The organism is Parabacteroides timonensis (assembly GCF_900128505.1).
GTDB lineage: Bacteria > Bacteroidota > Bacteroidia > Bacteroidales > Tannerellaceae > Parabacteroides > Parabacteroides timonensis.
Genome location: NZ_LT669940.1, coordinates 55,374 through 69,856, shown reverse-complemented (window position 1 = coordinate 69,856; position 14,483 = coordinate 55,374). Strand labels below are relative to the sequence as shown.

The 14,483-nt window shown below is 43.7% G+C and carries 15 protein-coding genes; 5 read left to right on the top strand and 10 right to left on the bottom strand.

Annotated features, from left to right (window positions below; translation table 11 throughout):
• The first annotated feature begins 37 nt into the window (after positions 1-37).
• Entirely contained in the window at positions 38-1,246 is a 1,209-nt protein-coding gene (locus BQ7394_RS01150) for a hypothetical protein (RefSeq protein ID WP_075555691.1), read from the top strand.
• Between the two features lie 30 nt (positions 1,247-1,276).
• Here the strand turns inward: BQ7394_RS01150 and BQ7394_RS01145 are convergent, their stop codons facing one another.
• The 4 genes from BQ7394_RS01145 to BQ7394_RS01130 are packed head-to-tail and all read right to left on the bottom strand — an operon-like array spanning position 1,277 to position 5,893.
• Entirely contained in the window at positions 1,277-1,939 is a 663-nt protein-coding gene (locus tag BQ7394_RS01145) for an outer membrane beta-barrel protein (protein WP_082211601.1), read from the bottom strand.
• Positions 1,940-1,975: 36 nt separating this feature from the next.
• Positions 1,976-2,671: a LytR/AlgR family response regulator transcription factor gene (locus tag BQ7394_RS01140; RefSeq protein ID WP_075555690.1), complete on the bottom strand. Its 696-nt coding sequence runs from the start codon at positions 2,669-2,671 to the stop codon at positions 1,976-1,978.
• Entirely contained in the window at positions 2,668-3,690 is a 1,023-nt protein-coding gene (locus tag BQ7394_RS01135) for a sensor histidine kinase (RefSeq protein WP_075556819.1), read from the bottom strand. Before BQ7394_RS01135 ends, BQ7394_RS01140 begins: the two co-directional genes overlap by 4 nt.
• Before the next feature lie 4 nt (positions 3,691-3,694).
• Positions 3,695-5,893 carry an outer membrane beta-barrel family protein gene (locus tag BQ7394_RS01130; protein WP_075555689.1) on the bottom strand — a complete coding sequence of 733 codons (2,199 nt, stop codon included), beginning with the start codon at positions 5,891-5,893 and terminating at the stop codon, positions 3,695-3,697.
• A gap of 162 nt (positions 5,894-6,055) precedes the next feature.
• Here BQ7394_RS01130 and BQ7394_RS01125 point away from each other — a divergent pair, with 162 nt between their 5' ends.
• Both BQ7394_RS01125 and BQ7394_RS01120 read left to right on the top strand, forming a co-directional pair.
• Positions 6,056-6,256, top strand: coding sequence for a hypothetical protein (locus BQ7394_RS01125; protein ID WP_075555688.1), 201 nt, complete (start codon positions 6,056-6,058; stop codon positions 6,254-6,256).
• Positions 6,257-6,259: 3 nt separating this feature from the next.
• Entirely contained in the window at positions 6,260-6,532 is a 273-nt protein-coding gene (locus tag BQ7394_RS01120; RefSeq protein ID WP_075555687.1) for a type II toxin-antitoxin system RelE/ParE family toxin, read from the top strand.
• Here the strand turns inward: BQ7394_RS01120 and BQ7394_RS01115 are convergent.
• The gene (locus tag BQ7394_RS01115) at positions 6,524-7,111 is read right to left on the bottom strand and encodes a hypothetical protein (RefSeq protein ID WP_075555686.1); all 588 of its coding nucleotides are present in this window, start codon (positions 7,109-7,111) and stop codon (positions 6,524-6,526) included. The two genes, BQ7394_RS01120 and BQ7394_RS01115, sit on opposite strands and share 9 nt — an antisense overlap.
• Before the next feature lie 13 nt (positions 7,112-7,124).
• Complete coding sequence (locus BQ7394_RS01110) at positions 7,125-7,610, bottom strand: RNA polymerase sigma factor (RefSeq protein WP_075555685.1); 486 nt, start codon at positions 7,608-7,610, stop codon at positions 7,125-7,127.
• 183 nt (positions 7,611-7,793) lie between these two features.
• Here BQ7394_RS01110 and BQ7394_RS01105 point away from each other — a divergent pair, with 183 nt between their 5' ends.
• Both BQ7394_RS01105 and BQ7394_RS01100 read left to right on the top strand, forming a co-directional pair.
• Positions 7,794-8,594 (top strand): IclR family transcriptional regulator, encoded by an 801-nt coding sequence (locus tag BQ7394_RS01105; RefSeq protein ID WP_075555684.1) that lies wholly within the window; start codon positions 7,794-7,796, stop codon positions 8,592-8,594.
• 26 nt (positions 8,595-8,620) lie between these two features.
• Complete coding sequence (locus BQ7394_RS01100; protein ID WP_075555683.1) at positions 8,621-10,984, top strand: HzsA-related protein; 2,364 nt, start codon at positions 8,621-8,623, stop codon at positions 10,982-10,984.
• A 217-nt stretch (positions 10,985-11,201) separates the two neighbouring features.
• Here BQ7394_RS01100 and folE read toward each other — a convergent pair whose 3' ends face one another.
• The 4 genes from folE to BQ7394_RS01080 form a co-directional block, all read right to left on the bottom strand.
• Entirely contained in the window at positions 11,202-11,795 is a 594-nt protein-coding gene (gene folE, locus BQ7394_RS01095; protein ID WP_075555682.1) for a GTP cyclohydrolase I FolE, read from the bottom strand.
• Positions 11,796-11,839: 44 nt separating this feature from the next.
• Positions 11,840-12,343 (bottom strand): SPOR domain-containing protein, encoded by a 504-nt coding sequence (locus tag BQ7394_RS01090; protein WP_075555681.1) that lies wholly within the window; start codon positions 12,341-12,343, stop codon positions 11,840-11,842.
• Between the two features lie 70 nt (positions 12,344-12,413).
• Positions 12,414-13,169 (bottom strand): triose-phosphate isomerase, encoded by a 756-nt coding sequence (tpiA, locus tag BQ7394_RS01085; RefSeq protein ID WP_075555680.1) that lies wholly within the window; start codon positions 13,167-13,169, stop codon positions 12,414-12,416.
• 34 nt (positions 13,170-13,203) lie between these two features.
• Entirely contained in the window at positions 13,204-14,481 is a 1,278-nt protein-coding gene (locus BQ7394_RS01080) for a BT_3928 family protein (RefSeq protein WP_075555679.1), read from the bottom strand.
• Between the last annotated feature and the right edge of the window lie 2 nt (positions 14,482-14,483).

Below are 14,483 nucleotides of genomic sequence, written 5' to 3'. Positions count from 1 at the left end.
TCTCACTCTAACAGACGGCTTCGCTGTTTCTATACCTATGATATCTCAAATACACTATTTTAATCCTGGACATGAAACTGCTGTTTTATTAGGTTCAGAAAACTATACTCCTCCAACCAATGTGCAAAGGATGATAAAAGAATTATCATGCCTTCCCGTTTGGTATGCCAACAACGATGATTTTGTTTTTGTGGAAGAGATCGTTTCCCCGCGTTTTTTCTCTTTACAACCGAAAGAATTCAGGCCGTTCGCCACGCTTATTTCCAGAAAAGAGTTAAAAGCAAAAGGAAGTGCCCTCCCGGAGATGGTTGCAACTCCCTGGGGGTTATCTCCCCAAAGCCTGCGCCTGTTTGAAGATTTAAAGAAGAGTTGCCGGTTAAACTTATCCGTTCCTTCCTGGAAAGAGGATTATTTTAAACTGACCGGGCGCCAGACTGCCGCCGAATGTCTCGAACTGATCCGCCAGCAATTACCGGAGTTGCCGATTCCCGTTGCTCCTAAATTCTGCAAAAAGATCAGGGAAGTTGAAAAATATCTGATTCTGCAAAATGCTCCTTTTGTATTGAAAACCCCTTATTCTTCTTCCGGACGCGGATTACACTGGTTGCCCGAACGCAAACTAACTCTCAAAGACCGTACATGGATAGAAGGGGCAATCAATAAGCAGGGTACTGTCAGCATCGAATGCGGACTGGATAAAGTACAGGATTTCGCTATGGAGTTCTATTCTAACGGAGAAGGAAATGTTACTTATGAAGGTATTTCCGTATTCGGTACGGAACGACAGGGTAGTTATTCCGGCAATATGCTGGGTAACCAGGATTATTTATGTAAACAGATCACACATTGGGTGGGAGAAGAGGTTTACAGCCAGATACAAAATGCCGTAACGGAGGCGTTGAAAAACGTTTATGGGAATATATACCAGGGTTATCTCGGGGTAGATATGATCGTCTACAAGACTTCAAAAGGTGCTTATGCCATTCATCCCTGCATAGAGATCAACATGCGCTATACTATGGGAATGGTGGCCCTTCGCTTAAGCCAAAAATATCTCGCACCTACTACGGTCGGGGATTTTCACGTCACCTACGAGAATAAAGACGGAGAGGCTTACGAACGACATCGTTTTATGAAAGAGACTTATCCGCTGATAATCGAGGACGGCAAGATAAAAGAAGGATATTTATCATTATGCCCGGTGACTAAGGAGACACGGTACAGGGCATATATATTGGTTATGTAGACAGGTTTAGCCTATCTACATAACTAATTATTACAAGACATATCCTAAAGACACGCCTAAAGTAAATGAACGCGTAGTCATTGTAACATCGGGAGCAACAGGAGAAGTCCAAGCCTTTGTAAAACTTGGTAAATAACTAACGTTAGCTCCTAAACGAAAATGGTTATCCAAGGCATACCAACCCCCTAGTTCACACTTCAAACCAAACACAGCAGCATTCACCTTAGGCTGTTGCCCATCGACATATTCCATACTTTCAATTCCTGTTTCTTTCTCTCCTATCTTTATATCAACTCTGGGGCCAGCTCCCAGATAATAAGTGAAACGACGAACTGAGCGTTTCAGATTAAACAATGTATTTATTGTCAGATAATCAATAAAATATTTATGATCTACAAGCAGCGCGTCCGTGGGATCCGGACCATTATATTGATATGTTTTATTTTTTCCACCCATACGAAGATATCCGATGGAACTGGACAGGTTAAAAAGCTTCTTATCCAAATACTCTATACCCACTGAACATTGAAACGGCTTAACCGATTTATTAAAAATCTGATCTTTTTCCAAACCGCTGGTCTTCAACATAGAAAAAGCCATTCCACTTTCTACTTTCAGTACTTGCGCATTCATTATAGTCGCAGAGCACAGCAATACGCACACCAACCACACATAATTCTTTTTTTTCATCATCAGTATTCAATTTATAGTAAGGTCTCCTAGAGAGAACTACAGGGGATTTTTTATTATCCGGGCAAAAACCAGTTCCCGATAATTACGCGCAACAGGTATTTCATGGCCTTCAATATTCAGGATGTTGCCTTCGATCAGGCTAACGCGATTAATATTAACAATAAAAGACCGATGAGTCTGGATAAAGTCACTTTCCGGCAACGAGCTATATATATTTTTCATCGTCGAATGAACCAACGTCTTATCTGAAACGGTATAAATGCAAATATAGTTCTCTAATCCTTCAATAAAAAGAATATCCTTCAAAAAAATCTTTTTCATTTGCTTCTCACTCTTTACAAAAAGGAATTCTTCTGCTCCGGGAGGTGTTTCTTTTAATAAAAGATCATGTACTTTATTCACTGCTTTCAGGAAACGTTCGAAAGGAATCGGTTTCAACAGGTAATCTGTTACATCGAATTCATACCCTTTCAAAGCATACTGTTCATAAGCAGATGTAATGATGACCTTCGGTGGATTAGTGAGGGTTGCCAATAAATCCAGACCTGAGAGATAGGGCATCTCTATATCCAGAAAGAGTAAATCCGGACGCTCGGTTTTCAACAAGGTATTTAATTGAATGGCATCTTCACAAACACCTGTCAGTGTCAGAAAATCGACTTTCTCCACATACGACTGCAACCCTTTACGGGCTACAGGTTCGTCATCGGTTATGATACATTTTATATTCATACGTTATCCGGTTCAATAATCAGTTTTACAGTAAAACGATCCGGTTCATCTTTTATTTCCAGTTTGTGTTTATCCGGATACAACAGTACGAGCCTTCTTCGCAGGTTATCTAGTCCTATTCCCTGCCTGGTTGGTTTGTGAACACGATCCAAGGGTTTAGAATTCATCATATCAAAAATCAGTTTACCTTCTTTCCAGGACATGTTCAGATCGATATGATAATCGCCTCCCACATATTTAAAAGCATTTTCGACCAACGGAATAAACAATAGCGGAGATATTTCCTGCTCCTTCAGTGCCTCATCAAAAGATGTTTGCAACTGTAAACGCTCTGAACAGCGAAGTTGGCACAAACTGATATACCTTTTCAAATAATCGATCTCTACCTGGATGGCCACTTTATCCCCTGCATTGTACAACTGATAACGAAGCAGGTCGGACAAGATTTCCAGGGTATGACGCGGCGCTTTATTCTTTTCATCTATTTGAAAATAAACCGTATTGAGCACATTGAACAGGAAATGAGGATGATATTGCGCTTTCAGGAATTTCAATTCGGTTTGTAACTGGTCATTTTTTATCTTTTCCAACTGCAACCGTTGCTCGGCATACTCTTTTTCTACGGCTTGGTTACGCATAAAAGTATAGGTTAAGAAAACAAACAAGACGGCAATAACCTCGGGAATAGCCACATCCTGCAAAGTAAACATCCGCTCATTTAATCCCCAGGTAAAGAGCATGGTTCCGACACACCAGCAGGTAGTAAGCAGGAATAACCCGCCATATTCCACCCATAATCCTTTCTTCTGTTTGCGGTTCCATCTCAACCAGATATACAGAACCATAATCAACAGGTATGAAGATACTATAATGGTACCTATCTCTACCAACATAAAATAAGGAGTATTTCCCGTCCAATAGTACTGCTGATTAGGAACATCAGTTACCAAGCGAATGCAGATGAACAACAATAATGCTGTCAATATCGGCATTAACCATTTATATAAGTTCTTTACCATCATATCACAAATTTACTCTTTTCGTTTCATCCGTCCCATTTTTCCATGCTCTTTCTTTCGATTCGCTCCCCTTCTTGAAGCGATAGGAAAAAGATATGCCGACTACCGTGTTATCATTACGTTCGTAAGTAGATGCACGTTGTCCTGGCACTTCAAGGCTCATTTTATAGCGGTAAGAGTGAAACATATCTCTTACAAAAAGATTTATAGAACCGTTGTTCTTCAAAATCTTTTTCTGCAAACCGGCATGTACCTGCCAGATGGGGCTGATCGTGGCCTGACCGGCAGCCATCTTTCCGTTGTAAGAAGCCGTGAGTTCAGCTCCCCACCCTCTACCAAAGGAGAACTGATTATTCAGTCCGGCAATCCAGGTAGCATGCTTGTTCACTTTATTTTCCAGCTCCTCCGACCATTGATAACGGTTGAAGATAAAGGCAGCGTTGGCATTCAGATTCCAGAAAGAGGTCAAAGACAGAATTCCTGTATTGACACGTGGTCCGAGCGTGATTGCCTTGGTTAGATTCAAGGGAGTAACGAAAACCCGTTTGTTTTCTTCCAGAATATAACTTTTTACGATTGCATCATGGGTATAAGAGAACAGGAAGCCGGCTTTAAATAATTCTTTAAAGGCATAAGCGACTTCTATATTGTCTGCTGTCTCCGGCTGTAACAGGGTGTTTCCCCGTTCATAAGTATAATTGTCGAAGATATAAGCGGAAGGATTCAGGTCGCCATAATTCGGACGCATGATACGCTTTCCATAAAACAAGGATAATTTTCCTTTTGAAACAGGATATTCCAGTAGCAGGGTAGGAAAAAGATTCGTGTAATGATTTTTAAAGGAAGAATCGCTGACTGCATCCATCTGCCTTCCTTTTATACGGGTGTTCTCCAGGCGCAAACCGGCCTGCACGGATAAAGACTCAAATTTGGCATTTCCCTGTACATAAACAGCATTGATATTTTCTTTATAGGAAAAAGCCTGACTATAGGAATTAGGAACCCAGCCGTCTTCATGCCGGTTCGCATAGAAGGCTTCATTATCAATAGAGACATAAGATGACTTACCTCCGGCACTCAGTACCCATCCGTTTTCGAACGGTAACGTCAGATTTATCTGGCCCGTATATAGGTTGATGTTACCGTTAATATCTCCTCTTATCGAGTCTTGCCTTGTCAACTGATTGATTTTATTCTGGAAAGCGTTGTACACATATTGATCTTCCACATTATCAAAATAGAAATAATCAAGTGAAGCATCCAGCAATCCCCCTTCCTGGTTCAGGTGATGAGTCAGATTGACACCACCGGAAAAGTTATTCTTTTTCCTATCGCTGAGATTCCGGGTAGAAAGGGTAGAGTCAGGCGTTGACAAGGGGAACATATAAAAAGAAGAAAGCATTGTCCCGTTATTTTCGCTCCGAAGCAGATTGCCGCTTGCCGTAAACCCCAAGGTAGTCAGAGGTGAAAGGTAAATATCTGCTCCCACGCGGTAATAATGAGACTTGTACGGAGATTCACGATAAGAGTCCTGGTGCATATTCAACTCTTCGTCAAGCCCTGTAAATGAAGTAGAAAAGATGCGATCCACTTCAAGATCATTCTGGCTGGTTCCCTGATAATAGGAATAGGTCAGGAAAAAATTAAGTTTTCCACTTCGCCGATTTAAGGAAAAACTTCCGTCTCCTTTGCCGAACTTTCCTTGGGAAAAACTTCCGTTCACTGAAAGATTCAACCCTTGCAATTTGATCTTTTTAGTATGGATATCGATAATACCGGAATTGCCACTGGCATCATAGCGGGCGGAAGGATGAGTGATCAGGTCGATCTTATCAGCCATCGATGCAGGGGTTGCTTTAAGCAGGTTCACCAGCTCCTGTCCGGAAAGATAAGTCTGCTTTCCGTCCATCAGGACGTTGATTCCACTCTGTCCGTTCATATAGATGGTTCCATCCTGAGTAACGACAACTCCGGGTAGCGTCTCGAGTACCTCATATAAACTGCCTTGTTTACGCACGACAGAGGCATCCAGGTGATAAGTCATCTTATCGGCCTTTATTTCCAACTCCGGAAGTTTAGCCACAACTACCACTTCCCCGATATCCTGATCAGGTATGGTGTCCGGCATAATAAACTGTGCCGATATATCTCCCAGAGAAAAAAGCCCCGATAATATGGCTAACAAAAATTTGCTTCTACTCATATCCCTTTGTTTTTTATCCAAAAGTAAACGAGCAGAAGCAAGCAGGGAAATTATTGTGACAAACGACAGGAGTTCGTTGACGAATGGTTTATCTTTCTTTAATTTGTCGATATAAAGAAATTACGTAACTTTGTAACTATAATCATTTAAAGAATAAGTAATATGGATACGACAATCAAAAAAGTAGAACTTTCCATTCCGGAAGTAGATATGGCTTTATTGAAAGAACTAGCCAAAAAGTTCGGTTGGAGTATCGGAAAGAAGAAATCCGGAATAGAAAAAGGATTAGAAGATATTGCAGCCGGAAGAGTCTATAAGGCTAAAGATATGGACGATTTGAAACGACATCTATTAAACCAATAGAAGATGTATACTGTAGAAACGACCAAACAATTTGACAAAAGTTTCAAACGTTGTCTGAAAAGGAACCTGAATCCTGAACTCTTATGGGAGGTTATCGAGCTCTTACAAAAAGATGGGACATTACCACTCCAATATCATCCCCATAAACTAAGCGGTAAATTCGAAGGTCTATGGGAATGCCATATCAAAGGCGACTGGCTTCTGATATGGCAACAAAATGATACGGAATTAATCCTGATCATGACTGATACGGGAACACATTCAGACTTATTCTAAATAATCCTCCTCCTCAAATTCTTTCAACTCTTCAAGTCCTTTTTTCATTGCTTCCACTTTCGAAGAATCCCAACGATATTCGACGCAACTGCCGACAATGGCTATAAGAAATGCTGAAACATAAACAAAAGTAATTCTGTTTGCTCCAAATTTCCAATGATCCCAACAAAGAATTGTCATCAAAACCAACCCTGCAATAACAATAATCGGATAACCCAATCTCATAAATTTCTGATAAAATAATAACCGGCGGAAAGAGTCTGTCAGTGGATTCTCCACATTAAATCCGTAAAAAGAGATAAAAGCTGGTAGTCCTCCCAATAAAATAGCGACCATAAAGCCTATTAGACAATAGACCATAAACAAGGGAGTTCCAAATAGGACAGGGCTAAAAGCGGTCAATAGTATACAAGCAAAATATATACAGTATCCGATTATTATTTTCCACATTAAACGTTCCCTAGCCGTTAATATCCGACTAGTAATCATATCTTTGACAATCCTCTTATTTAAAATCTCATTCTTTTGCAAACGTTCATTCAGAATATTCCAGTTCGCTTTCAATTCTTCCAGTTCCATATTCTTTTTTGATTTAACTGTTCGACATCGTTCTTAGTTTCTCTTTAATACGATTAAGCTTAACGGCCACATTCGTACGGGATATACCGGTGATATCCGCCATCTCTTGGTAACTCCTTTCCTCCAGCCAGAGCAAGATCAGGGCACGTTCCAAACGCCCCAGCCGGTTAATCATTCGGTACAGTTCATGGAGTTGGGCTGTTTTATCTTCCTCTGCAACTGCTTCTAGGTCGACCGAGATAGGCACCACTTCCGGTCGGGACTTGGATTTGCGGAAAAAGGAGATACAAGTATTCAGTCCGATACGATACACCCAGGTCGAAGCCTTACACTCGCCCCGGAAGCGGGGAAAAGCTTTCCACAGGTTGATCACCACCTCCTGATACAAGTCGTTCAGATTATCCGGATCGGTTGCATAAATATAGCATACCTTATATATCACTTGCTTATAATCCTCTACAAGTGCTATAAAATCCTTCTCTTGTTGCTGTACATCCATTTAGTTTGCTCTCGTATTATTTACTATATCAGTCGTATACAAATATGGATAATTACATCGAAGAGAGAAAATTATATTATTAATTAACAAAATAAATAGAGCTCGTTTATCAGAAAAACATACATTTGTTCCATATAAGAAACATAGTTCCACATAAGAAACAATGATATAACCTATAATGCAATGATAGTTCTGGAAGAAATAAAAGATAAAAGTGTTGAAAAGTATAACATTCCCATGCTTGAAAAAAGCTTCGAGCTCCTGGAATTGTTGGTCAATTATCCCAGTGGTTTAACTATGCAGGAGATGGTCAACCTATTGGATACACCTAAAACGACCATATACAGACTGCTCAATTCTTTATCCAATATGGGGTATCTGACCAAAAATATCGATACCCAACGTTTCTCCCTATCCAAAAGGTTTCTCAAACTGGGTCTGGCGGCTCTGGGCGAGTCGAATATCGTAGAACAGTCGCTTGCCCCTATGCGTGCCCTGCGTGACACGATAAAAGAAAGTATTATGTTGGGAGTATTCATGGAGAATCGGGTAGTATTACTGGAACAGGTATTGGGATCGCATAACTTCACTTTTCTTCTGCGTCCGGGGACAAGTTTCTGCCTGCATGCCTCGGCTCCGGGTAAGATATTTACCACTTACCTTCCGGAAGAAGAACGGGAAAAGGCGATACAAAGTATCCAATATACGGTCTTCAACAAACATACGATAGCCGACGAGAAACAGTTGAGGAAAGAAATGGCACATATAAAAAAGGTAGGATATGCAATAGACCTGGAAGAAGAAATGGCAGGTGTTCATTGTATCGCAACCCCTATCTTCAACCAATTCGGAACTATTGCTGCTACGTTATGGACTTCAGGCCCGTCCGGCAGGTTGTCGAAAGATAAATTCCCGGAGATTTCGAAAGAACTGATCCGGACTGCTCATACGATATCCGCTAACCTGGGATATATTCCTGAATAAATCGTCACTCTTTAAATAACCATATCATGAGAAACTACAACCAATTAATTATTCTTCTGGCCTTCATTTGCGGAGGAAGCATGTTGCTTTCCGCCGAACAGATGGACCCAAAAAGAATTACACTGACCCCAAAAGCAAAAGAGCAACTGACCGGCAAGCAAATACTTTATGTAGAACGGGAACAGTATGCACCGGATCACCACAACACGGCCACTATGTTCCAAAAAGGAGAGATCAACGAGAGCAGTTTCTTTCCGGGAGGAGCGATGCGTATCTATGATGTCGACAGCGGGAATATCACGACACTGATAGAATTGAAAGACGGTGTGGTTCGTGACCCGGAATTGTCTTTCGACGGTAAAAAGATCATCTTCTCCATGCGGAAGAACAAAGACGACTTTTATCATATCTATGAAATGAATGTGGACGGAAGCGGTATGAAACAGCTCACCTTCGCAGAAGGTATTTCCGATATCGATCCGCTTTACCTACCGGATGGAGGAATCGTATTCAGTTCCACCCGCCAACCGAAATATTGTATGTGCAACCGCCATATTATGTGTAACCTCTACCGGATGGAGGCCGACGGCGCCAACATCACACAGATCGGTGTCAGCACATTATTCGAAGGGCACTCTTCTCTATTGAGCGACGGAAGAATATTGTACGACCGCTGGGAATATGTAGACCGCAACTTCGGGGATGCCCAGGGATTATGGACGGTAAACCCAGACGGGACAAAGCATTCCATCTATTACGGTAACAACACCAAATCGCCGGGTGGTGTCATCGATGCACGGCAAATCCCCGGAACCGACCAGGTTATCTGCATCTTCGGTTCCTGCCACGACCGCCCCTGGGGTGCACTGGCTATTATCGACCGCAAAAAGGGAGTGGACGGCGTAGAGCCAGTTCTGCAAATATGGCCGGAAGAAAGCCTGAAGCTGGTGGATAAAGGCGACCTGGACTCTTTCAAATGGATCGAATACTTCTTCGAAGACCCTTATCCACTCAATGAGAACTTCTTCCTGACCTCAAGAACAATCTGGGCAAAGCCCGGCGGATGGATGCACATCGATTCCAAATCCGGAATTTATCTGGTCGGAAGAGACGGCACACAAGAACTGATTGTTGAAGGAAACCAGAGCCTCTTTGACCCGATGATCATCGAACCGCGTCCCAAACCGCATGCCATTCCTTCGAACAGGAATTATACGGACAAGAAAGGAACCTTCTACGTGCAGAACGTTTATCAAGGTACACACATGAAAGGTATAGAGCCCGGTACCGCAAAATATCTGCGCATCGTCGAGTCGCCGGAAAAAAGAACCTGGACGCAGAGCGGCTGGGGCGGACAAGGCGAGCAGGCTCCCGCCGTAAACTGGCATAGCTTCGAGAACAAACGTATCCTGGGAGAAGTCCCGGTAGAAGCCGACGGTTCCGCCAACTTCGAAGTTCCCTCCGGCACGTTCGTTTACTTCCAGTTGCTGGATAAGGATAAAAAGATGATCCAGTCCATGCGAAGCGGCACAATGGTTATGTCCGGTGAAGTGAATGGCTGTATCGGTTGCCACGAAGACCGCTTGAGCATACCGAGCAATATGGGGCCGACCCCGTTGGCCCTGAAGAAAGCACCGGTCAAATTGAGCGGCTGGATGGGTAAAGCCCCAAAGAACTTCTCGTTCATGGAACAGGTACAACCCATCCTGGATAAAAGTTGCGTCCGTTGTCACGACTTCGATCCGAAGAACCGCGACAAGCTCGTACTGGCAAAAGACAAGAACCCGTTCTTTAATGCTGCTTACGTAAACCTGTACGTTAAGAAAGAAATCACGTTGGTAGGCGGCGGCCCGGCCCCGATACAGGAACCTTACACCTGGGGATCGCATGCCAGCAAACTGACCAAAGTGATCGACGGCGACCATCACGGCGTAAAGTTATCGGCCAAAGACAAAGAGATCCTTTATACCTGGATGGACCTGAACGGTGTTTACTACCCGGTTTACGAGTCGGCATTCGACACGACACTGGCCGGACGAAGCCCGCTCTATAACCAGGAAATAGAAGAACTGAAACAACTGACCAATGTAAACATATGGGATCTGAACCACCACGGACGGAAACTGACCGCGCAAATATCCTTCGACCGCCCGGAGGTCAGCCCTTGCTTGGACGGCATACGGAACGACAAGCAAAAGTATTCCCGCGCTGTCGAGATCATCCGGACCGGACAAAAGCGTCTGAAAGCCACGCCGCGCGGCGATATCGAAAAAGACCTTGTTCCTTGCGAGCGGCATAAAGCGCAACTCCGCAAATATGCCGAACGGCTTAAGATCGAACAGCAGAACTGCTCGGTCATAGGGGAACACGGCAAAGTATACGACAAGTAAAAACAATAAGGCGATGAATTACAGGAATCCTACCTCACAAGACATTGCGCGCCTGATCGATATCAGCGCCGTACGGGCAAGAAGCCGCTCCGTCCTACGCTCAAAGGTATTTTGCCATGCGGTTGGCAAACTTCTGCCATAGGCATGACAGGGCACTGCCATCCTAGTGGCACAACTCTGCCATAGGGATGGCAGAGCCTTGTCTTTAGTATGACAACTATCTGTTGCTCTTAATAAGGTTCATAAACTCCTCGCGGGTCTTTGCCTGCTGAAAGAAGCCTGTGAAATCTGAAGTAGTAGTCAGGGAGTTTTGCTTTTCCACTCCACGCATCTGCATGCACATATGTTGTGCTTCGATCACGACCATTACGCCCAGCGGATCGAGTGTCTGCTGAATACAATCCTTGATCTGCATCGTCAGGCGTTCCTGGATCTGCAAACGACGGGCAAAGATATCCACCACCCGGGGTATCTTGCTTAAGCCTGTAATATATTTCTTAGGAATATAAGCGACATGTGCCTTCCCGAAGAATGGAAGCATATGATGCTCGCAAAGAGAGAAGAAATCGATATCTTTCACAATAACCATCTGCTTGTAATCTTCTTCCTGAAACATGGCGGAAGCCAATACTTTCGCAGGGTCTTCGTTATATCCTTTGGTTAAAAACTGCATAGCCTTCGCTACGCGTTCCGGCGTCTTAAGTAAACCTTCGCGTTCGGCATCCTCACCCAGCAAACCGAGTATTCCTTTGTAATGGCCTGCCAGTTCTTCACGTGCCGCCAAGGTCTTGTCGTTTATTTCTTCTATCATTTCTGTGTATATAATAAAGGAGGGCGAAAGAGTTTTCGCCACTGTTAATTCAGAGGGATCTTTACTTCTTCTCTAACAATATACATTTCCTTTCCGAACGAAGGGAAAGCTGTCATCAGCAGGCGCTGCATATGATACGCTTCTTCGTGCGAACGGAAATCACCTACACGCAACCTCCAGAACGGAGCGGTATAGGTAACATAAGTCGGGACGTCAGGGAAAAGCTCTTTAACCTTCTTCTCCTTATCAAACGCTTCGTCTTTCGACTTACGCTGGTTATTACCGGAGAAAACCTGTGTCCGGAAACCTTGTATCTTCAGGAAAGCAGTGCTGTCCGTCTTCTCAACATTATCACCCGACAAGCGTACTCCAACTAAATCCCGGAGAGCCTGGGGCTGATTGATTATCACCTCGCCTTTACCCGGCTTCGAGGTCTGGAGATCATCGAAGATTGTCTGAACCGATCCGTCGACACTTGTCTGTGCAGACGCTCCGGTCACACAGGCCAGCAACATGAATAATAAAATGATACAAGGGAAATTCTTCATTGTGATTGTTTTTTATGTTCAAATCGAGAGGGAGGGAGCAGAACCGCTCCTTCCCTACAAGATAATGTCATTAAAATGCTTCGACGATCGGCATGAATTTATCAACAGCCAAAGAAGCACCACCGATCAGACCACCGTCTACGTTCGGTTTAGAGAACAATTCTTTAGCGTTACCTGCATTTGCGCTACCGCCATACAGAATTGTGCAATCGTCAGCTACTGTGTTGCCGTATTTAGCAGCCAGTGTAGCACGGATGTGAGCGTGGATTTCTTCAGCCTGTTCAGCTGTAGCAGTCTTACCTGTTCCGATAGCCCAAACCGGTTCGTAAGCCAGAACGATCTTACCGAAATCTTCAGCAGAAAGATCGAACAATGATTCTTTGATCTGAGCGTCTACCACTTCGAAGTGTTTGCCGGCTTCTCTTTCTTCCAATACTTCACCGATACAGAAGATCGGAGTCAGACCGTTAGCCAGAGCCAGTTCAACTTTAGTTTTCAGGATAGCCGGAGTTTCGTGATAGTAAGCACGTCTTTCAGAGTGGCCAAGGATCACATATTTAGCACCTGTAGAAGCAACCATTGCAGCTGAAACTTCACCAGTGTAAGCACCTTTTTCCTTATCTGCACAGTTTTCAGCAGCTACACCGATCTTGTCTGTATCGATAGCAGCAGCGATGCTTGCCAGGTGAGTGAACGGAGTACCGATGATTACATCACAGTTGATAGCTTTGCCTTTCAGGGCTTCGTTTAATCCTTTTGCTAATTCCAGGCCTTCCTGAAGAGTAGTGTTCATCTTCCAGTTTCCTGCAACAATATTCTTTCTCATGATTTAATTAATTAAATATATAAATAAAAATCTTCTATTCTGCCTTGTCTTTCCGTCTCCGGCGGAAACGGAAAAAGTCATATACCCAAACGAGCAGCAAAGGTACGGTAAAAGTTAATAAGATGGTTATTAGCCAGCCATCTTCTTTTTCTTTTGTTTTATTTGCGTCGAGATGCTTCTCGATTTCGGCCTTGATATGTTCCTCGTCGGGGATATCGTTATAATGCCATTTACCCAGTACGGTACCGTCTTTCAACAGGACAAGCCCCGGGTTGGCGCGGATGATCGTCTTCAGTAACACTTCATCAGCCATGCGGAACGGATATTCAGCTCCGGTATTATCGCTCCATTCGTCGATCATCTCCGGAGAAGAGCCCGTGACACAGTAGAACGGCAATTCATATTCGAGGGCATAATCGTAAACACTGTTGATCTCATCGATACGTTCGTCGTTCGCTGTTTCCAGTTTCGGTGCGATCAACAAAAGGACAGGGTTTGGATTATGCAATATATCGTCTGTGACATCGTCTCCTTCAGCATTATAAATATTGAAAGAGGCCACCGGCGGTTCGTATCCCTTTTTTAGGAGTTCGGTCTTCGACTCCACGAAAGTCCAGGTGCTGTCATTCTCCGGATAGTCTTCCAGCGAGAATTCTTTCTTGATGCCGTCTTTCTCATAAACAAAGGTGTAACGGTATTCGTCTTCCGGTGCTCCGTCGGGAATAGCCATCAACGATGGGATATTCGCCCCGATCTTATACGGACGGAAATCGATGACCGGCAGATGGTTATAGTTCCAGTAAGCGAACCCGATACCGAAGATGTAAGAAAACAAGGCAACAAACCAATACACTTTAAAGGTAAAGCACTGGAACATCTTTCCGGAATTCATAAACACCATAATCGCCGCTGCGGACAATACCAGGTTTTTGAAGAAGGTCTCCCAGTTGGAGATAACGATCGCATCACCGAAACAGCCACAATCGGAAACCGGATTGAACAGGGCCAGATATAATGTCAGCGGCGTCATGAACGCCATGAAAAGTAAAACCAGGAAGGAGTTGTAGCGACGGTATACGCCGAGCAACATACAAACACCCATCGCGAACTCGGCCGCCGATAAGGCAAAAGAGGCAAGAACGGTAAAGGGCTGCAAGAAATCCAGGCCGAAAGAAGTCAGATAATCGCCAATCTTAATGGCTCCTCCCATCGGATCGACCGCCTTCACAAAACCGGAAAAGATAAACACTACCCCGATCAATAGACGGCTGCACTCAGTCAGTATTTTTATCGCAGTCTCTTTATAGTTCATAT